The sequence below is a fragment of the Rhodococcus sp. 05-2255-3B1 genome (assembly GCF_002258545.1).
Classification (GTDB): domain Bacteria; phylum Actinomycetota; class Actinomycetes; order Mycobacteriales; family Mycobacteriaceae; genus Rhodococcoides.
Genome location: NZ_NOZC01000027.1, coordinates 89,526 through 109,181, shown reverse-complemented (window position 1 = coordinate 109,181; position 19,656 = coordinate 89,526). Strand labels below are relative to the sequence as shown.

General features: G+C 65.5%; 21 protein-coding genes. 14 read left to right on the top strand and 7 right to left on the bottom strand.

Going from position 1 to position 19,656, the window contains the following annotated elements; genetic code table 11:
* Positions 1-43: 43 nt before the first annotated feature.
* From CH249_RS15205 to CH249_RS15195, 3 genes are all read right to left on the bottom strand, one after another.
* A complete protein-coding gene (locus CH249_RS15205) occupies positions 44-718 on the bottom strand; it encodes a hypothetical protein (RefSeq protein ID WP_094683185.1) in 675 nt (224 codons plus the stop codon).
* A 191-nt stretch (positions 719-909) separates the two neighbouring features.
* The gene (locus CH249_RS15200) at positions 910-2,244 is read right to left on the bottom strand and encodes an ammonium transporter (RefSeq protein ID WP_094631177.1); all 1,335 of its coding nucleotides are present in this window, start codon (positions 2,242-2,244) and stop codon (positions 910-912) included.
* Positions 2,241-2,972: an enoyl-CoA hydratase gene (locus CH249_RS15195; RefSeq protein ID WP_094683184.1), complete on the bottom strand. Its 732-nt coding sequence runs from the start codon at positions 2,970-2,972 to the stop codon at positions 2,241-2,243. Before CH249_RS15195 ends, CH249_RS15200 begins: the two co-directional genes overlap by 4 nt.
* Before the next feature lie 62 nt (positions 2,973-3,034).
* Between CH249_RS15195 and CH249_RS15190 the strand changes: the two genes are divergently transcribed.
* A complete protein-coding gene (locus CH249_RS15190) occupies positions 3,035-4,102 on the top strand; it encodes an NAD(P)-binding domain-containing protein (RefSeq protein WP_094683183.1) in 1,068 nt (355 codons plus the stop codon).
* 4 nt (positions 4,103-4,106) lie between these two features.
* Here the strand turns inward: CH249_RS15190 and CH249_RS15185 are convergent, their stop codons facing one another.
* Positions 4,107-4,934: a uroporphyrinogen-III synthase gene (locus tag CH249_RS15185; RefSeq protein WP_094683182.1), complete on the bottom strand. Its 828-nt coding sequence runs from the start codon at positions 4,932-4,934 to the stop codon at positions 4,107-4,109.
* 96 nt (positions 4,935-5,030) lie between these two features.
* The gene (locus tag CH249_RS15180; RefSeq protein WP_045200257.1) at positions 5,031-5,879 is read right to left on the bottom strand and encodes an aldo/keto reductase; all 849 of its coding nucleotides are present in this window, start codon (positions 5,877-5,879) and stop codon (positions 5,031-5,033) included.
* Between the two features lie 59 nt (positions 5,880-5,938).
* On the opposite strand from CH249_RS15180, the gene CH249_RS15175 reads away from it, so the two are divergent.
* A complete protein-coding gene (locus tag CH249_RS15175) occupies positions 5,939-7,570 on the top strand; it encodes an ABC-F family ATP-binding cassette domain-containing protein (protein WP_094683181.1) in 1,632 nt (543 codons plus the stop codon).
* Between the two features lie 61 nt (positions 7,571-7,631).
* Here CH249_RS15175 and CH249_RS15170 read toward each other — a convergent pair whose 3' ends face one another.
* The gene (locus CH249_RS15170; RefSeq protein ID WP_094683180.1) at positions 7,632-8,462 is read right to left on the bottom strand and encodes an alpha/beta fold hydrolase; all 831 of its coding nucleotides are present in this window, start codon (positions 8,460-8,462) and stop codon (positions 7,632-7,634) included.
* An 81-nt stretch (positions 8,463-8,543) separates the two neighbouring features.
* On the opposite strand from CH249_RS15170, the gene CH249_RS15165 reads away from it, so the two are divergent.
* The 7 genes from CH249_RS15165 to CH249_RS15135 all read left to right on the top strand — a co-directional run bounded on the left by CH249_RS15165 (position 8,544) and on the right by CH249_RS15135 (position 14,034).
* Positions 8,544-8,999: a MarR family winged helix-turn-helix transcriptional regulator gene (locus tag CH249_RS15165; RefSeq protein ID WP_094683179.1), complete on the top strand. Its 456-nt coding sequence runs from the start codon at positions 8,544-8,546 to the stop codon at positions 8,997-8,999.
* Positions 9,000-9,063: 64 nt separating this feature from the next.
* Positions 9,064-9,336 carry a helix-turn-helix transcriptional regulator gene (locus tag CH249_RS15160; protein ID WP_032372936.1) on the top strand — a complete coding sequence of 91 codons (273 nt, stop codon included), beginning with the start codon at positions 9,064-9,066 and terminating at the stop codon, positions 9,334-9,336.
* Complete coding sequence (locus CH249_RS15155; RefSeq protein ID WP_094683178.1) at positions 9,333-9,863, top strand: hypothetical protein; 531 nt, start codon at positions 9,333-9,335, stop codon at positions 9,861-9,863. Before CH249_RS15160 ends, CH249_RS15155 begins: the two co-directional genes overlap by 4 nt.
* A gap of 4 nt (positions 9,864-9,867) precedes the next feature.
* Positions 9,868-10,419: a hypothetical protein gene (locus tag CH249_RS15150; protein WP_094645680.1), complete on the top strand. Its 552-nt coding sequence runs from the start codon at positions 9,868-9,870 to the stop codon at positions 10,417-10,419.
* Positions 10,420-10,435: 16 nt separating this feature from the next.
* Positions 10,436-11,329 carry an ABC transporter ATP-binding protein gene (locus tag CH249_RS15145; RefSeq protein ID WP_094631169.1) on the top strand — a complete coding sequence of 298 codons (894 nt, stop codon included), beginning with the start codon at positions 10,436-10,438 and terminating at the stop codon, positions 11,327-11,329.
* Positions 11,326-12,525, top strand: a complete 1,200-nt coding sequence (locus CH249_RS15140) for an ABC transporter permease (protein WP_094645681.1) — start codon at positions 11,326-11,328, stop codon at positions 12,523-12,525. The genes CH249_RS15145 and CH249_RS15140 overlap by 4 nt, the downstream gene beginning before the upstream one ends.
* A 24-nt stretch (positions 12,526-12,549) precedes the next feature.
* Positions 12,550-14,034 (top strand): carboxyl transferase domain-containing protein, encoded by a 1,485-nt coding sequence (locus CH249_RS15135; RefSeq protein ID WP_094683177.1) that lies wholly within the window; start codon positions 12,550-12,552, stop codon positions 14,032-14,034.
* A 37-nt stretch (positions 14,035-14,071) separates the two neighbouring features.
* Here CH249_RS15135 and CH249_RS15130 read toward each other — a convergent pair whose 3' ends face one another.
* Complete coding sequence (locus tag CH249_RS15130) at positions 14,072-14,503, bottom strand: hypothetical protein (protein WP_094683176.1); 432 nt, start codon at positions 14,501-14,503, stop codon at positions 14,072-14,074.
* Between the two features lie 131 nt (positions 14,504-14,634).
* Between CH249_RS15130 and CH249_RS15125 the strand changes: the two genes are divergently transcribed.
* From CH249_RS15125 to CH249_RS15105, 5 genes are all read left to right on the top strand, one after another.
* The gene (locus tag CH249_RS15125; protein WP_032395822.1) at positions 14,635-15,306 is read left to right on the top strand and encodes a methyltransferase domain-containing protein; all 672 of its coding nucleotides are present in this window, start codon (positions 14,635-14,637) and stop codon (positions 15,304-15,306) included.
* The gene (locus CH249_RS15120) at positions 15,303-15,905 is read left to right on the top strand and encodes a TetR/AcrR family transcriptional regulator (RefSeq protein ID WP_256988335.1); all 603 of its coding nucleotides are present in this window, start codon (positions 15,303-15,305) and stop codon (positions 15,903-15,905) included. Before CH249_RS15125 ends, CH249_RS15120 begins: the two co-directional genes overlap by 4 nt.
* Positions 15,906-16,006: 101 nt before the next feature.
* The gene (locus tag CH249_RS15115; protein WP_094683323.1) at positions 16,007-17,254 is read left to right on the top strand and encodes a molybdopterin-dependent oxidoreductase; all 1,248 of its coding nucleotides are present in this window, start codon (positions 16,007-16,009) and stop codon (positions 17,252-17,254) included.
* Positions 17,251-17,748, top strand: a complete 498-nt coding sequence (locus CH249_RS15110; protein ID WP_179273263.1) for a hypothetical protein — start codon at positions 17,251-17,253, stop codon at positions 17,746-17,748. Before CH249_RS15115 ends, CH249_RS15110 begins: the two co-directional genes overlap by 4 nt.
* A gap of 10 nt (positions 17,749-17,758) precedes the next feature.
* Positions 17,759-19,615: a propionyl-CoA synthetase gene (locus CH249_RS15105; RefSeq protein WP_094683175.1), complete on the top strand. Its 1,857-nt coding sequence runs from the start codon at positions 17,759-17,761 to the stop codon at positions 19,613-19,615.
* Positions 19,616-19,656 lie beyond the last annotated feature (41 nt).

Below are 19,656 nucleotides of genomic sequence, written 5' to 3'. Positions count from 1 at the left end.
GCCCGCAACGAAAGTCCGTTGCGGGCCACAGCACTACCGAGAACTACTTCTTGGCAGCGGGGGGAGCGTTGAGGAGCTGGATGAACTGACCTGCGTTGCCTGCGATGGCACCGAGGCCACCGATGGCGGTACCGGCGAGGGACGCACCCGAGCCGAGAAGCAGTGCGCCGCCGACGCATCCGGCAACCGGTGCGGCACCGAAGAGCAGCAGTGCAGGAGCCGAGACGGTGCCCGCAGCGATGGCTCCGAGGAAGCAGCCGGTGACCAGACCGGTTGCGGCTCCGAGGAATCCGCCGACCGATGCGGAGAGGCTGATGTTGTCCTTGACGCCGGAGACGGCGGCGGGCAGGTCGACCTGCTGCAGGCCGGGGAGGCCTGCAGAGACCGGGGTTGCCGCGGCGGGCGAGACATCGGCGGTCAGGGTGGCGTGGTTTCCGTCGATGTCGGCGGCGACCGGGTGCGAGAACCCGTCTGCGGCAATGGCCAGGGGCACGGAGTCCACCAGAACACCATTGGCGTCGCGGACGACGAGGTGGTTGTCCTCGTTGCTCAGGGTGCCGGCCGTCGTGTCGACGATTACCTGGCTACCGGCCTGGGTGACGTTCCAACCGACCGGAGCGGCAACGGCCGGTGCCGGATCGGCGTAGGCGGTGCCCATGGCGGTCGTCATCGCTGCAATGACCAATGCGGACGTTGCCGCGAATCGAGTCAGCTTCATGTTCCTCAGTCTTTCGTCGTGTCCATCACTCGATGCGAGCAGCGAAAAACTATGGGTGGAACACGCGGGCCAGGCGAACCGAAGATGAACGAACGGGGTCGAACCGAACAACGATCCGACGCATCGACTCAAAAGGGACAGAACGGCTTTCGAAGTACAATCCGTTGGTAAACGACTCGCGCGGGTTGTCCCTACTTACCGAAAAGACCCGGTTTGTTGCTGCCGCCGTGGCTCACTCCGAAGTCGTAGGCGGACTCGGCGTGCTCGTGCTCGTCGAGTCCGTCGGCTTCGTGTTGCGCGTCGGCGCGCACTCCCATGACCGCCTTGATCGCGAACGCGATTGCGGTGGTGACGACGGCGCAGTACGCGAACACCGCCACCACCGCGATCGCCTGCACCCACAGCTGATGCAGCCCGCCGCCGTAGAACAGACCGTCCACGCCCGCCGGCATCTGCGCACTGGCCACGAGTCCGATCATCAGCGTTCCGACGATGCCGCCGACGAGGTGCACACCCACGACGTCGAGCGAATCGTCGTAGCCGAAGCGGTATTTGAGGCCGATGGCCAGAGCACACAGCGCACCCGACACGATCCCGATCGCCGCGGCACCGACAGGAGTGACCGCCGCGCACGAGGGTGTGATGGCGACCAGTCCGGCCACGACGCCCGAGGCAGCGCCGAAGGAGGTCGCATGCCCGTCCCGCAGTTTCTCGACCACGAGCCACGCCGCCATGGACATCGCCCCCGCACCCATGGTGTTCACCAGAGCCACTGCGGCGACACCGTCCGCGGCGAGCGACGATCCCGCGTTGAACCCGAACCAACCGAACCACAACAACCCGGCACCGAGCATGACGGCCGGAAGGTTGTGCGGGCGCATGGGATCTCGCGGCCAACCCCGACGTTTACCGACCACGAGGGCGAGCACGAGCCCGGCCACACCGGCGTTGATCTCCACCGCTGTGCCGCCGGCGAAGTCGATGGCACCGAGCCTGTTGGTGATCCACCCACCGAACTCACTCGTCAGCCCGTCGAGCGAAAACACCCAGTGCGCCACCGGGAAATAGACCAGGGTCGACCACAGTGCCGCGAACAGGACCCAGGGGACGAAGCGCATACGGTCTGCCACGGCCCCCGAGATCAACGCCACCGTCACCATCGCGAAGCCCGCCTGGAACGCCGCGAACACCAGCGCGGGAACCGTTCCCACCAACGGGATCGACACTGCTCCCCCGGCCGAGGTGTACACCCCGCCCAGCAGACCCTCGAAACCGGCGTACTGCAGCGGGTTTCCGATCCACCCGCCGATCACGTTGTCGCCGAACACCATCGAGAATCCGAACGCCAGCCACAGCAACCACACGACCGCAATCGCCGACAGACTCATCATCATCATGTTCAGTACGCTCTTCGAGCGCACCATGCCGCCGTAGAAGAACGCCAGACCGGGCGTCATCAACAGCACCAGCGCAGTACTGGCCAGCAACCACGCAGTATCGCCCGCGTCGGGCGCGCCGAAGATCACCTGCCCACGAACTTCGGTGCGCGCTTCTCGGTACGTGCCCGTCGCGCTTCCCTCATGTCCTCGCTGCTCCACGCCGCCTCGAACGCCGCGGCCTGTTCCGGCGTCGGAACGTCGTGTGCTCCATCGTCGTTGAACACCAGCTTGAGATGCTCGAGCGCCAACGGAGCGAGCTCGGTGATGGACTGCGCCCACTCCGTGGCCACATCGACGTCGCCGAGTTTGTTCGCCAACCCGCACGTGTACGCCTGATCTGCGTGCACCCGCTCCCCGCCCAGCAGAATCGTGCGTGCCACTCCCCCGCCCGCGAGCGCCGCCAGCCGTCGGATGGTCCAGTTGCTCACCGCGATACCGAGCCGCGTCGACGGAATCTCGAAGAAGCTGCCCGGCGCGACGACCCGCAGATCGCAGGCGATGGCCAACTGGGTGCCTGCCCCCACGGCCGGGCCGTTGATGGCCGCGACCACCGGAATGGACGCAGACTCGACGGCGACCAGCATCTCCTCGAGGATCTGCCCGAAATGCTCGGGAAACGCATCACCGGTCAGATCCGCGCCCGCGCAGAAGCTGGTGCCCTGGCCGGTGATGACCACGACCCGCGCGCCGTCGTGCTCGGCTTGCTCGACTCCGCGATGCACCGCCAGGCACAGCTCGGAGTTCAACGCGTTCCGTCGATCCGGCCGCTGCAGTTCGATGGTGACGACGTCGCCGTCACGAGAAAGTCCGATCACGACAGCAGAGGTTACCCACCAGTACAGGAATCGACAGTGCGGGGCCTGATCTACTGGTCTGCATGATCGACACTCGGGTCGCCGTCATCGGTGCCGGCCAAGCCGGACTCTCGGCCGGCTATCACCTCCATCGCGCGGGACTGACCGCCGGTGAGGGGTTCGTGATGCTCGACCGTTCGCCCGGCCCGGGTGGCGCGTGGCAGTTCCGATGGCCCTCGCTGACGTTGAGCACCGTCAACGGGGTGCACGACCTGCCCGGTATGGCCTTCGCCGACACCCTCGGCGACGAGCCTGCCGAGACGATCCGCGCCGCCGACGCCGTCCCCCGCTACTACCGCGCGTACGAGGAACGCTTCGAACTGCATGTTCGACGCCCCGTCACGGTGACCGTCGTGTGCGACCGAGAACCCCGATTCCGGGTCGAAGCCGGCGACACCGTCGTCATGGCCGAGGGACTGATCAACGCGACCGGGACGTGGGAGAAGCCGTTCGTTCCGCACTACGACGGTGCCGAGACGTTCACGGGCAGGCAACTGCACACCAAGGATTACCGGACCGCCGACGAGTTCACGGGCAAGCACGTCGTCGTGGTGGGCGGCGGCATCTCGGCCGTCCAACTGCTCGACGAAATCTCCCAGGTCACCACGACGACCTGGGTGACACGTCGACCACCGGTGTTCCGGGACGGCGAATTCGATCACGATGCCGGACGCAAGGCCGTCGCCATGGTGGAGGAGCGGGTGCGGGCCGGCCTGCCACCCGGTTCGGTCGTCTCGGTGACCGGGCTCCTGCTGACGCCGTCGTTGGCCGCCGCTCGCAAACGCGGCGCGCTCGATCGAAAGCCCATGTTCTCGTCCATCACGGAAGATTCGGTGGTGTGGGAGGACGGGTCGAGTCAGCACGCCGATGTGATCCTGTGGGCCACCGGCTTTCGCAGCGCCCTCGACCACCTCGCTCCGCTGCGCCTGCGCGGGCACGGCGGCGGAATCGTCATGGACGGCAGGCTCACCACCCGGGTCGCCGCGAACCATCGCGTCCATCTGCTCGGCTACGGGCCGTCCGCAAGCACGATCGGGGCCAATCGCGCGGGACGAGCCGCGGTGACGGAGCTGCTCGACACCTTGGGCTGACTGTTCACGGCGAGCCGAGCTGCTCGGTCACGAACTTCGCCAGCGCGCCCAACCGCGCCCGGCTCGGCATGGACGTCGGAACACCCAAAGCATCCAACGGTGCCGACGTCACCGGCCCCACACAGATCGCGGCGACAGGGCCGCGAAGTGCGTCGAGGAAAGCGTCGAGCACGCCGTTGTCCTTCGCTGTCGAGAGAAGCGAGGCCACCGCCGGGGCGCTGGTGAACGTGACCGCATCCACGCGGCGGTCGATGATCTGCCCCAACAGATCGAGGAGCGGAGCCTGATCGAGAGGGCGGATCCACCGGTACACCGGAACCGGCCGCACATGTGCCCCGAGTTCGCTCAGTGCGGCATCGAGATGGATCGTCGGTTCCCACTCGGTGATCACCCCGTGCAGCTGAACCGCGATGTCCACGCCGGCAACACCTTCGGCGGCGAGATGAGCGGACACTTCCTGCGAGGCCTCGGTGGCCGGGGACCATTCCTCCCGCAGACCGGCACCGCGAATGGCACCGCGCGCCTTGGGGCCTCGGGCAATGATTCGCGAATGTGCCAGAGCAGCAACGAGATCATCGCGGATACCCCAATCCGCGGCCGCGTCGAGCCAGCCCCGGAAACCGATGCCGGTACTGATCACCACGATCTGTGGCGGTCGTTCGACGATGCCCACGGTGGCGGACTTCAGCTCCGAGTCGTCGATCAGGGGCAGAACGTGAATCGCCGCGGCGTGAACGATGTTCGCGCCGCGGCGTTCGAGCATGGTGGCCAATTCGTCTGCACGCCGCTCGGCGGTGAGGGCAACGGTCCTGCCGTCGAGCGAATCGGACATGGGTACAGACTAGGCCCCCTATGTGCACGCTGTGCCCGTGGTCGTTCCGCGGGCTCCACTCCGGACTTCGTAGCCCACTACGAAGTTCCGCTCACATCAGCTGCTGAACTTGTCCGGGTCGGGGCCGGTGCGGCCGTCTGCGGAGTCCAAGGCGTTGATCTGCTGAATTTCGTCGTTGCTGAGCTCGAAGCCGAACACGTCGAAGTTGCTGGCGATGCGCTTCGGAGTGACCGACTTGGGGATCACCACGTTGCCGAGCTGGATGTGCCAGCGCAGGATGACCTGGGCCGGGGTGACGCCGTGTGCCTCACCGATGGTCGCGAACACCGGCTCGTCGAGGATGGTGCCCGATCCCAGTGGGCTCCAGGCCTCGGTGGCGATGCCCTTCGAGGTGTGGAACGCACGCAGCTCTTCCTGGATCAGCCGCGGATGCAGCTCGATCTGGTTGACCGACGGGGTCTCACCAACGGCGTCGATCAGCTTCTCCAGGGTGGGGATGGTGAAGTTGGAGACGCCGATGGATCCGATGCGGCCGTCTGCCTTCAGCTTCTGGAATGCCTTGAAGGTGTCGATGTACTTGTCGCGGTCGAGCTGCTGCCAGTGAATGAGGTACAGGTCGAGGTACTCGAGCCCGAGGCGATCCATGCTGGCGTCGAACGCCTTCAACGTCGAGTCGTAACCCTGATCGTCGTTCCACAGCTTGGTGGTGACGAACAGCTCGTCACGGGCGATGCCGGATTCTGCGATGGCCCGGCCGGTGCCGGTTTCGTTCTCGTACACCTTGGCGGTGTCGATACTGCGGTAGCCGACCTTCAGTGCCTCGGTCACTGCGGCCTGGGCACCGTCGTCGGGCACCTGCCACACACCGAACCCCAGCTGGGGAATGGACGTGCCGTCGTTGAGCACGATGGTCGGGACAGTACTGGTCTCGGCTGAATACGTCATACGAATGGCAACGGGCGGCACGGTGAATCTGTTCCCATTGCGCCGGAGATACTTGTTCGGTGACCGCAACGCTTCGTATCGATGATCTCGCCGCTTTCCACGGCGATCGCACCCTGTTCTCCGGCCTCGATCTGACGGTGACCGAGGGTGACGTGATCGGGCTCGTCGGGGCCAACGGTGCGGGCAAATCGACCCTGTTGACGCTGCTCGCGGGGGTGGGAACCGCCGATCACGAGGGCGAGATCCACACCAGCCCGCCCGACGCCACGGTCGGCTACCTGGCTCAGGAGCCCGAGCGCATCGCCGGGGAGACGGTGCTGGACTTTCTCGGTCGACGGACCGGGGTGACCGAGGCCGAATCGTCGATGAACGCGGCCGCCGAGGCGTTGGGGTCCAGTGATGAGGACCTCTACACCCCGGCGCTGGAGAAGTGGCTGGCGCTCGGCGGCGCAGATCTGGCGGAGCGAACAGCAAAGGTGCTGGCGGACCTCGGCCTCGAGGTCGACGGCAGCGCATTCATGACGGACCTGTCGGGTGGGCAGGCCGCCCGCGCCGGGCTCGCCGCGATTCTGCTCGCGCGCTACGACATCCTGCTGCTCGACGAGCCCACGAACGACCTCGATCTGGCCGGCCTCGAGCAACTCGAGCAGTTCGTCGTCGCGACGCGGGCGGCCATCGTTGTCGTCAGTCACGATCGCGAATTTTTGGCACGCACAGTGACGGGCGTCGTCGAGCTCGATCGAGCGCAGCGTCGCATCGATGTGTACGACGGCAGCTACCAGTCGTATCTGGCTGAGCGCGAGATTGCGCGCCAGCATGCCAGGGAGATGTACGACGAGTTCGCAGACACCAAGTCCGCGTTGGAGTCACGGGCGCAGATGCAGCGGAACTGGATGGAGTCGGGGGTGCGCAATGCGCGACGCAAGGCCACCGACAACGACAAGATCGCTCGCAAGACACGCGCCGAATCGACCGAGAAGCAGGCCGCGAAAGCCCGTCAGACACAGCGCCGAATCGAGCGCCTCGAGGTGGTGGAAGAACCGCGCAAGGAGTGGGAACTGCGGATGGAGATCGCCGCGGCTCCCCGGAGCGGAACCGTTGTGTCGGTGTTGGGCGGTGCACTCGTGCGGCGATCCGGGTTCACGTTCGGACCGGTCACGACGCAGATCGACTGGGGCGATCGCATTCTGATCACCGGGCCCAACGGATCCGGCAAGACGACGTTGCTGTCGGTTCTACTGGGCAGGCTCAGCCCGGACGAGGGCACTTCCTCACTGGGATCCGGAGTGGCCGTCGGCGAAATCGACCAGGCGCGGGCATATTTCGTCGGCGAGGGCACGGTGTCCGACGCCTTGAGCGCTGCAGTTCCCGAGTGGCCGGACGCCGATGTCCGCACACTGCTGGCGAAGTTCGGTTTACGCGGCGACGATGCACTGCGGCCGGCGTCGTCGCTCTCGCCCGGTGAGCGAACCCGCGCAGCGCTCGCGTTGCTACAGGCCCGCGGAGTCAATCTGCTGGTCTTGGACGAGCCGACCAACCACCTCGACCTGCCTGCCATCGAACAACTGGAACGCGCGATGGAGAACTTCGAGGGCACGCTGCTATTGGTGACGCACGACCGCAGAATGCTCGACACGGTCCGCAGCACGAGGCACTGGACGATGGCCGACGGGCAGCTGTCGGAACTGTAGGTCGCAGTGAAATCGGGTGCAGCCGACCGCGGTGAGCGCGGACAGCTGCACCCGATTCACCTCAGCTGAGCAGAATTTCGTTCACCTCGGCGGCGGGATGCATCGGTAGCCCGTGGTGCGTGGCGCTGCCGAGTATCACCGTCCTCGCACTCGGCAGAACGGCATGCACAGCCTCTTCGATCCGAGCGGCGTTGTGCACCCTCCCCTTCCCTGCCAGGACCACGGTGGTGCGCACATCGAATCCCTCGAACGCAGCGGGCTTCGGCCGCTTCGGAACGATGGTCTTGGCCGTCGGGAAATGTGCGGCCCCGAGCGCGAGGACGTCGAGCCAGTCGGAATCCAAAGCCTGGCCATCGGTCTCCCACGCTACGAAGCGTCGCTGTCGCTTTTCGTTGGGAGAAAGCAGAATCGGAATCGCGTGCAGCAGGTACCGCGGACTCATGGAGCCGAAGCAGGCATTGGGATCGAGCAGGGTCAGCGCGTCGACGCGGCTGTCGTTGCGCAGGGCGTACGCCAGCGCGATCATCGCGCCGTAGGAATGGCCGCAGAGCGCCGCGGTTGGCAAGTTCAGCTCATCAAGGACGGCCGTCACCCAACCCAGTAGCTCCTCGACAGAGTCGATGGCGCGTTCCCCGGGCACGCTGCGCCCGACGTCGCCCATGAGGTCCACCGCGTACACCCGATAGTGCCGAGAGAACGCCGCGACGTTGGCGAACCACACGGTCGACGTCGCACCGGCCCCCGGGAGCAGCACCAGGGGCGGGCCGTCGACGGGTCCGCAGGCGTTGATCCGTGTGGTGCCGTGCACCGTGTTCGCGTCGATGGCCTGGGTATCAGCCGGCCACTTCTGCAGCACTCGATCGTAGGCGGTGAAGAATCCGTCCAGCGTCATTGCGACCCTCTATTCTCTCGATGATCGAGATAGTAGACAATAGAGAGACTACTCGTACAGCAACTCCCGAGGGATCGACACATGACCGAACCTGTCGCCGCCGTACATCGGTTGCGAGCGCTCACCGTCGAACTCGATCTCCTCGGCGCAGACTTCGCCCAGAAGCACTCACTTCACCCGACAGACATCCGCGCGCTGATCTGCCTCCTCGATGCCGACCGGGCCGGAACGCGTGCCACACCCGGCTGGCTCGGCGGACAGCTGGGCCTCGAATCGGCATCCGTCACCGCCCTGGTCGATCGAATGAGCAAGCGCAACTTGGTATCACGCGAAGCAGACCCAGCCGATCGCCGCCGAGTACTGCTGCGCGTGACCGCTCACGCGTCGGAACTCGGCACCAGGTTCTTCGGCCCCGTCATCGGCCGAGCAGTCGACGAGCTGGCACGTTTCACACCCGAGCAGCGGGCAACGATCGACGACTTTCTGACGACCATGCACGCGGTGGTCGTGGCCGCTCGCGAACAGCAGAGCCAGTAGGCGCATCGACAAAACTGTTATTACTGGTTGACACATCGTTGGGTTTATACAACACTTCATTGTCATGAGCCCCGTCAAGCGCGGTACCGCGCTCCCGATCTTCAACAGGGTGGGTGTTCTGCGGGCAGAACGAAAGATGAGCCGCGCGCAACTGGCCGAACTCGTCGAAGTGAACCCCCAGACAGTGGGCGCCCTCGAACGGGGCGACCACTACCCGAGCCTCGACCTTGCGATGCGCATCTGCGACGTCTTCGATCTGCCGATCGAAGCGGTCTTCTCGCGCACCGAACTCGGACCGCTCTCCGCCGAACTCTTCCGAAGGGAGAAGGATCGATGAACACGCACAGTCCCAGCATCTTCAGCAGATATCAGGAAGCCCGGACGAGAGTGTTTCTGGCGAACGACAAGACCTATGCGAACTGGCTGCCGGGATTGCGAGCCCAGAAACGTCGCCGAGCCTTCGTTGTCGTCCTTTTGGTGCTGCTCGCGGCATCTGCGGGATTCGCGCTCTCGGAACCGTTGTTCGACTGGGCGATCGGATACTGGGGAATCTGCTACATCGTGTTCGCGTTCGCGACCATCGTCCTCGGCATCGTGTCCAATCGGCGCGCCGAAGCACCGGTGGACGCGCTCGACGAGCTCGAAATACAGCTCCGGAACCAGGCCCGATCCATCGGCCTGACGGTTACTCAGGCGCTGGGCACCGCAGCCGCGGCGTACCTGTTCCTCGGATCGATTTTCGGGGCAACAAATCTCGGGATCTCCGGCGGCGCGCTGATGCTGACCGCTTTGAGCACTGGAGGCGCTACCCCCGCAATGCTTCTCGCGTGGACTACTCCGGACTACGACCCACAGGACGGCTGAGACCATGAGCGAACGACCCGACATCCTCACCCGCTATCAGGCCTATCGCACCCGCCGATTCCTGGAGAACGACGCCAAGACTCGCCATTGGCTTCCGAAGTGGCGCACACAGCGTCGACGCCAGATCCTCGTGGTAGCTGTGGCCGTACTCCTCTTCGCCTTCTTCGTCGTCAGCATCGGCAGCCTGTTCTCCGAGTGGTTCGCACTCGGATGGATACCGGCGGCACTGCTGTTCATTCCGATCTGGACGGCATTACAGATTGTCTCCGGCCGGCACGGCGACGCACCCGTCGGAGCACTGGACGAATGGGAAGTGCAGCAGCGCAACGAAGCTCGCTCCATCGGCCTCACCGTCACGCAGACGCTGGTGATGGCAGCCGCATTCGCGTCCATCTTCCTCTCGGTGTCGTTCGAGGACATGTCCCGGCTCGCCTATGCGGGTGGCGGCTGGACTCTGGCCGCACTGATGACCGGAATATGCTCTCCAGCAATGATTCTCGCGTGGATCACCCCAGACCCCGAACTCGACGACATCCCGAATTTCGACCAGCAGTAACGACCGAAAGGGCACCATGAGCACCCTCACGATCGACTCCGTCTCCAAGAGATACGGCGACAAGATCGCCCTGGACAACCTGAGTTTCGACGTCCGCCCGGGCGAGCTGTTCGGCTTCGTCGGCAGCAACGGCGCAGGCAAGACCACCACGATGCGCATCGCGCTGGGAGTCCTGTCGGCAGATTCCGGCCAGGTTCTGTTGGGCGGTAAGCCCGTCGACCTCGACGTCCGACGCACCATCGGCTACATGCCCGAGGAGCGCGGCCTCTATCCCAAGATGAAGGTGGGCCCGCAGTTGGCCTACATGGCCGAGCTGCACGGCCTGTCGTCCAAGGACGCCAAGGCTGCGGTGATCCGCTGGACCGAACGACTCGGCATCGACCAGCGCGTCAACGACACCGTCGACGCGTTGAGCCTGGGTAACCAGCAGCGCGTGCAGTTGGCGGCCGCGCTGGTGCACGACCCCGCGGTGCTGGTCCTGGACGAGCCGTTCTCCGGCCTCGACCCGATCGCTGTCGACGTGATGAGTGAGGTACTGCGCGAAAAGGCCGCCGCCGGAGTGCCGGTGGTGTTCTCGAGCCACCAGCTCGATCTGGTGCAACGCCTGTGCGATCGCGTCGGCATCATCGCCGCGGGCTCGATGAAGGCCGTCGGCACCGTCGACGAGCTACGCGGGTCGGGAGATTCGCAGCTACGCGTCCACGCACCGAACGCCGCACCCGGATGGGCGTCGGGCATCACCGGAGTGAGCACCCTCGGCCACAGCGACGGCGTCACCGTCCTGGGCTTGGCACCCGGGGCCGACGACCAGCAGATCCTGCGGGCGGCACTGGCGACCGGCCCGGTACACGACTTCTCCATCCAGAAACCTTCCCTGAGCGACCTGTTCCGAGAGGCGGTAGTGGCATGAGCTCCCAACTCAACTCCTTCAGCGCTGTGTCCTTGATAGCCAAGCGCGAGTTCACCGTTCAGGTGATGAAGAAGAGCTTCGTCATCAGCAACGCGATCATCCTGGCCGTCATCGTCGGCGGTATCGTCGCGTTCTCGATCTTCTCCGGCAGCGGTGACGAGGAGCGCGACGTCGTCGGCATCGCCGGAGACCAGTCCATCGCGGCCGTGGTCGAAGCAACCGGCGACGCCGTCGGGTCACCGGTCGAGGTCCGTGAGATCGCCGACGCGGCAGCCGCACGCAGCGGCGTCGAATCCGGGGATCTCGACGTGGCGTTGGTTCCGGACGGAACCGACGGTGCGTACACCGCCGTCACCGAGTCCGACCTGACCGGAACGTTGCGCGCCGTCGTCGAAGGCAGTGTTGCAACGCAAGCCACGAATGCTGCACTGGCGCAACAGGGTGTCGATCAGAACGAGCTCGGAGCAGCGACAAGCGCCGCAACGGTCACCGTCGACGCCATCGATCCCCCGGATCCCGAGGCAGGTCAGCGGACCGCACTTGCCCTGTCGGCAGTGTTTCTGCTCTATGCCCAGATCATCGGCTTCGGCATGTACGTCGCGATGGGCGTCGTCGAGGAGAAGTCCTCTCGGGTGGTCGAACTGCTGCTCTCCACCGTCCGCCCCCTGCAGTTGCTGTGGGGAAAGATCCTCGGTATCGGCGCGGTCGGCATCGTGCAGCTTGCTCTCTACGGAATAGCCGGTGTCGGGGCAGGATTGGGTACGGGCGTCCTCACGGTCACGGGTGCTGCGGTGAGCGTCTTCGCCGCAACCCTCGCGTGGTTCGTTCTCGGGTTCGCATTCTTCGCGGTGCTCTACGCTGCGGGCGGGTCGATGGTCTCGCGGCAGGAGGACGTCAACTCGACGACCATGCCGCTGTTGATCCTGATCATGGCGATGTTCTTCGCGGCCTTCTACTCCGTCAGCGATCCGGAGAGCACCCTGGCCAACACGCTGAGCTGGATCCCGCCGTTCTCCGCGATCATGATGCCTCTGCGAATTGCAGCGGGCGTGACCTCGCCGGTGCAGATCGTCGGCTCGGCGGTTCTGATGGTGGTCACCACCGCGATCCTGGCCATGGGCGCGGCGAAGATCTACCAGCGTTCCATTCTTCGGATCGGCAAGACCGTCTCGTGGAAGGAAGCGTTTGCTCGCTAGGGTTCGCTGCGTAGGCTCCCCGATATGAGCCAACGGACATCCGCCGCCGAGATTCTCGACTCCGTTCTCGACGGCGGATCGTTCGTGTCCTGGGACTCCACGCCAGTGGACGTCCATCCTGGGGAGTCCTATCTTCGGGACCTGGCGAGAGCTCGGGAGAAGAGCGGCGTCGACGAATCGGTTGTTACCGGCGAGGGCACCATCGACGGCCGCCGCGTGGTGATCATTGCGTGCGAGTTCGCTTTTCTCGCCGGATCGATCGGCGTTGCCGCGGCCGAGCGCATCACCTCCGCTATCGAACGCGCAACGGCCGAGAGGCTGCCCCTGATCGCCTCCCCCACCTCGGGCGGCACCCGAATGCAGGAAGGCACACTCGCCTTCGTGCAGATGGTCAAGATCGCCTCGGCCGTCACCGCGCACAAGGCAGCGCACCTGCCATACCTGGTCTACCTCCGCAATCCGACGACCGGAGGCGTGTTCGCATCCTGGGGGTCGCTTGCTCACGTCACCGTGGCCGAACCCGGCGCACTGATCGGGTTCCTCGGGCCCCGCGTCTATCAGGCGTTGTACGACAAGCCATTTCCGGACGGCGTCCAGACCGCCGAGAACCTCTACCAGCACGGCGTCATCGACGGTGTGGTGCCGGTGGTTGACCTGCGCCACTTGTTGATCCGCGCACTTCGCGTGATCGTCGACGCCGCCGTGTGGCCCGACCTCACCGACGATCAGCCGGCCGAGATACGGGAGCAGTCGGCCTGGCATTCGGTGCAGTCGTCTCGCCGCACCGACCGGCCGGGTATTCGGCAACTCATCGAACACGCAGCCAGCGAACACGTTCCACTCAGCGGCACCGGACAGGGCGAGGCCGACACCTCGATTCTGTTGTCACTGTGCCGAATACGAGGAACCTCCTGCGTCCTGTTCGGCAACGACCGGAGCAGCAGCGCCGCCACCGCCACGATGGGTCCTGCGGCACTACGTGAGGCACGACGCGGCATGCGCCTGGCCGAGGAACTACGCATCCCGCTGGTACTGGTGATCGACACCTTCGGCGCTGCCCTCTCCAAGGAAGCCGAGGAAGGCGGCCTGGCACCCGAGATAGCCCGCTCGATCTCCGACCTGGTGACCGTCGATACCCCGACGGTGTCGGTGCTGCTCGGCCAGGGCACCGGCGGCGGGGCGCTCGCACTTCTGCCCGCCGATCGCGTGCTGTGTGCCCAGAATGCCTGGCTCGCACCGCTTCCGCCCGAGGGCGCCAGCGCCATCGTGCACCGGGACACCGCTCACGCCCCGGACATGGCCGAGGCGCAGGGCATCCGCTCGGTCGATCTGCTGCGCGACGGCATCGTCGACGCCATCGTCCCCGAACTCCCCGACGCCGCCGACGAACCGGCCGCCTTTTCCGCCCGGGTCGCCGATGCCATCGTTCGAGAACTGCGCACGTTGTCCACCGTCGACTCCGCCACCCGCACGCGATCCAGACTCGGCCGCTACCGCACGCTGGGATGAGCGGCTCCGCCGCATGTGAGCAGAAGTTCGACCCCTGCTACGAGACCGGAGTGGAGCCTGCGGAACGACCGCAGGCTCCGCCGTGCACCTGCGAGGTCACGAGCGCCAATACGTCACCCGCACGCAGGTCGGCGGGAAGCTCCACCGGACCGACACAGCGTCGACCCGGACCGTGCACATCGACCTTGACCACCGGACCCACCGAATGCCGGTTGACCACCACGGCCTGGCGCAGATCCGCGAACTCGGCGTCGACGCCCACCTCGCCGGCAATCACCGAACGCACCCGAGTCACCAGAATCGAACCCCACTGCACCGGAGTGCCCTGCGCGTCCGCAAGATCCTCCAGCGCAACGCCGTCGACGGTGATGCGGCCGCAGACGCAATGCGTATCTGCAGGCCAGAGCGTTGGATCGCACCGCGAAACATATGCGGCACCGAGGGACGGAAGCATGTCGAGAAGTGTCATGAGAGGAAGTCTCACGCCGCGCGGTGGCGTCGAACAGAGGTGTTGACGCAATCTTGACGGCACCCAACGGAAATTTGACGCGCTTCCGTCCCGCGATGCCGCTGACTGTACTCACTGGTACATTCGATCGGGTGATTGCAGACGACGTCTATCGCCGCGGCCGCGCAGGCCTACCCTCGTGGATCTCCGACTACGACGGTCGACGCACCGAACTGCCGATCGCACGCTGGATGGGCGGAGCCCATTCGACGGTCGACGACATCCGGGCCGACGAGGCCTCCATTGCGTTCTGCACCGGCCCCACCCTCGATCTCGGCTGTGGGCCAGGGCGGTTGACCGAGGCACTGACCCGTGCCGGCGTTCCCGCACTGGGGGTCGACACGTCCTCGGTCGCCGTGGAGATGACGAATCACCGCGGTGGGTTCGCCGTGGAACAGGACATCTTCTCAGCGCTCCCCAGGGCCGGGCAGTGGTCCCACGTACTGCTCGCGGACGGCAACATCGGTATCGGCGGCGATCCTGCCGCGCTGTTGACGACCGTACGAAGACTGCTGCACGAGAGCGGAACAGCCATCGTCGAAGTCGAGCCGACCCCCGATCTGGACGATCGGAACCGAATGGTTCGATGGGAGACCGGCGACTCGGTGGGCGAGTGGTTCACGTGGGCCAGTGTCGGCGCGGGTGCGCTGTACTCGCTGGCGGTGGCTGCAGGGCTTCGGGTCCGCCGAACCATCGAATCGAACGGCCGAGTGTTCATCGAACTCGCTGTTCACCGCATCGACCGAGGAGCCGAGGGCCCGTGAGCAAGGAGCTGCCGAGAACGGCCAAAGGCAGACGCACCAGAGCTGCGATCGTCGACGCCGCAGCATCGATGATGTACGACCACGGCGTCGCGGGAACCACTCTCGACGACGTTCTCGCCGCATCGGAGACCGGGAAGTCGCAGCTCTACCACTACTTTTCCGACAAGTCGGACCTGGTCGAGGCCGTCATCACACGTCAACTCGAGCGCGTGCTCGCCGCTCAGCCACGCCTGGCCCACATCGACAGCCTCGACGACATCGACGCCTGGGCCGCCGAGATCGTGCGAAATCACGAACAACCGGGTGGTCCGTTCTCGTGCCCCCTCGGTTCACTCGCTGCAGAACTGAAGAACGACGCGGCGTTCGTTCCCGCCCTGCACGCCGCGTTCCGGCGCTGGGAGCAACCTCTCGAGCAGGGACTTCGTCGCATGATCGACCGGGGCGAACTCGACGTCGCGACCGATCCGGCCGCCGCTGCCGCCACCTTGATCGCCTCACTGCAGGGGGGCATGCTGATCGCCCGCATCGCGGGCGATGTGCAACCACTGCGCGACACGCTGAACGCATCGGTCGCCGCATTGCGTCGACGCGCGACCTGAGAAGCGACGCCGGGACGCACCCTGGCGAAAGGACTCCCGGTGCGCTAACCTCGACTCATTGATTTGTACTACTGGGTACAATCTTGCAGACGGGAACCAGCATGCAACGAATTCCCACGTTCCGAAGCCCGATCCGCGGCGTCTGGTTCACGTCGGTCCTCGCATCCGTCCTACTCGTCGTCCTGCCGATCGTGACGATCACCGGATTCTTTTCCTGGGCCGCATACGGTCCTCAGTTCGGCCAGGCCATGCCCGGCGACGTCGGATGGTTACGGATACCGTCGTTCGACTGGCCGACCGAACCTGCCTGGCTCTACCGGCTCACCCAGGGCCTGCACGTGGGACTCGGTCTGGTCATGGTGCCGATCGTGCTGGCCAAGCTGTGGTCGGTGATTCCGAAGCTGATCGAGATGCCCCCGATTCGCAGCGTGGCGCATCTGCTGGAACGAGTGTCGTTGCTGGCGTTGGTCGGTGGCATACTCTTCGAGATCATCACCGGTGTGCTGAACATTCAGTACGACTACATCTTCGGATTCAGCTTCTACACCGCGCACTACTGGGGAGCCTGGGTGTTCGTCGCCGGCTTCGTCGCCCATGTGGTGTTGAAGTTTCCGACCATGGTGACCGCGCTGCGAACCCGCCCGTTCCTCGAGCTGATGCGCATCAGGGTGGCGGACACGGTGCCCGACGGCGACGACGAATCAGGCCTTGCTGCAACCGATCCCGCTCCGGCGACGATCAGCCGCCGCGGAGCACTCACCCTCGTGGGCGGCAGCGCATTGTTCGTCGCCGTGCTGAGTGTCGGGCAGACGACCGGCGGGCCACTGCGCGGGGCGGCGCTCCTGCTCCCCCGAGGGCGTTCGTACGGCAACGGCCCCAACGACTTCCAGATCAATCGCACTGCACGATCCGCGGGCGTCACCGATGCGCAGACTGGAGATTCGTGGCGGCTGACCGTATCGGCCGGCGGTACCGCCGTAGTACTCGCTCGAGCTCAACTCGAGCAGATGGACCTGCATACCGTCGAACTCCCGATCTCCTGTGTCGAAGGCTGGTCGACGGTACAGACGTGGACCGGTGTTCCACTGCGCGATCTGGCGGCGCTCGTGGGCATCGAATCTGCCGATACCGGTGAGGTGCGCTCGCTCGAACCCGTCGGTTCGTTCAACCGAGTCACCTTCGGGGGACACCAGATGATGCATCCCGATTCGCTTCTCGCACTGAAGGTGAACGGGGCCGACCTGTCCCTCGATCATGGCTATCCCGCTCGGATCATGATGCCGGCGATACCCGGAGTGCATGCCACCAAATGGATCGAATCCGTCGAATTCTTCGGGGAGGGAGCATGAGTACGTTTCGGGCGAGGTACGGCGCAGGCCCCGTGCATCTCGCGGTCACGGCCTTCTGTCTCGCCCTGTCCGGAGCGGTGGTCCTGACGATCGGCTTTCCGGCCCTGTGGAACACCGACAAGTGGTGGCAGTCCATCGGACTGTGGTTCGTCGGGGCGGCCGTGGTGCACGATGCGATCCTGTTCCCGCTGTACGCGGTACTCGACAGAACTCTGGTTGCTCGACTGGGCAGGTTCGTCAACGCGGTACGCATTCCTGCGCTCGGAGCGGGACTGAGCCTGTTGCTGTTCGCACCGGGGATCTTCGCGCACGGAAGCGAGACATACGAGGCCGCCACGGGTCAGACCCAGGAGCCGTACGCGATGCGATGGCTGTTGCTGGTCGCGGGGATGTTCGCGGCCAGCGCGGCGTTAAACGGCGGCCGCGAAGTACTTCGGAGGCTACGCACCCGCCCCGTTGTCGATAACCCGAAACGGCAGCACGTGCCCAACTAGGCTCGGTGGCATGAGTGGCGAGTATCGGCAGGCATTCGGAGACAGCGTCGACAACCGGGAGCAATTCTGGCTGTCTGCGGCGGAAGACGTCGACTGGGACACCCCACCGACCACCGCGTTCGACGGCTCGCACTGGTTTCCCGGTGCCCGCCTGAACACCTGTTTCAATGCCCTCGACCGGCATGTCGACGCCGGGCACGGCGACCGGACCGCATTGATCTACGACTCGGCGATGCTCGGACTGACCCGCAGCTACACCTACGCCGAACTGCTCGATCGGGTCGCTCGTTTCGCCGGGGTGTTGAGCAGCAACGGCGTCTCCCCCGGCGACCGCGTGGTGATCTACCTGCCGATGATTCCCGAGGCAGTGATCGCCATGCTCGCGTGCGCCAGGCTCGGCGCGGTGCACTCGGTGGTGTTCGGCGGCTTCGCGGCCAAGGAGCTGGCGGCGAGAATCGACGACGCCGAGCCGGTCCTGCTGATCACTGCCGCCGGCGGGTTCGAGCCTGGTCGAGTCGTCGAATACCTCCCCTTGGTGCAGCGCGCCCTGACTCTCACGACGGCGACCGTCCCCGCGGTGATCGTCAAGGCCCGCGACGGCATCGCAGGCAGCCACGACTGGCTGGACTGGGACACCCTCATCGCCGACGCCCCGGCCGCCCAACCGGTTTCGGTGCAGGCGACGGATCCGCTGTACATCCTCTACACCTCGGGCACGACCGGTAAGCCCAAGGGTGTGGTGCGCGACAACGGCGGTCATGCGGTTGCGTTGACGTGGTCGATGCGCAACATCTACGACGTCGGTGCCGGTCAGGTGATGTGGACGGCGTCCGATGTCGGCTGGGTCGTCGGACACTCCTACATCGTCTACGGACCGCTGTTCGCAGGTGCCACAACGGTTCTCTACGAGGGCAAACCCGTCGGAACTCCCGATGCAGGCGCGTTCTGGCGGGTGATCCAGGATCACGGCGTCCGCGCGTTGTTCACCGCGCCGACGGCCTTGCGTGCCATCCGGAAGGTCGACCCACACGCCGCCGAGCTCGAGAAGTACGACACCTCGTCGCTCGAGACACTGTTCGTCGCCGGTGAACGCCTCGATCCCGATACCTACGAGTGGATTTCGCGAACCCTGGACCGCCCCGTCGTCGACCACTGGTGGCAGACCGAAACCGGCTGGGCGATCTGCGCCAATCTTCGTGGCCTCGAACCACTTCCGATCAAACCCGGATCACCGACGGTACCGGTGCCGGGTTTCCAGGTCGGTATCCTCGACGCGGCCGGTGCGCCGGTGGACGCAGGCACCGAGGGCAACATCGTCGTGCAGCTGCCACTGCCACCGGGCGCGCTGGTGGGACTCTGGAACGACGAATCACGGTTCCAGCGTTCGTATCTGGACACGTTCCCGGGCTACTACCTCACCGGCGATTCCGGGTACATCGACGCCGACGGGTACGTCTACGTGCTGGGCCGCAGTGACGACGTCATCAACGTGGCCGGCCACCGCCTGTCCACCGGGTCGATGGAGGCCGTGCTGGCCGGTCACCCCGCCGTCGCCGAATGCGCCGTCATCGGAATCCACGACGACCTCAAGGGCCAGCGCCCCAGCGGCTACGTGGTGCTCAAGGCCGGGGAGACCATCACCGAGGATCAGCTGCGTACCGAACTGGTGGCCATGGTCCGCGATCAGATCGGTGCACTCGCGACGTTCCGGGACGTGACGATCGTCGGTGCCCTACCGAAGACCCGCTCGGGCAAGATCCTGCGGAAGACAATGCGGCAGATCGTCGCCGGCGAGGAGTACGGCGTGCCGTCGACCATCGAGGATCCCGCCGTACTCGATGCGCTGGAGAAGTTGCTCGGCAGATAGGCGGCACCAATTCGCGCAACGATGGCCGAAACCCGCGCGCC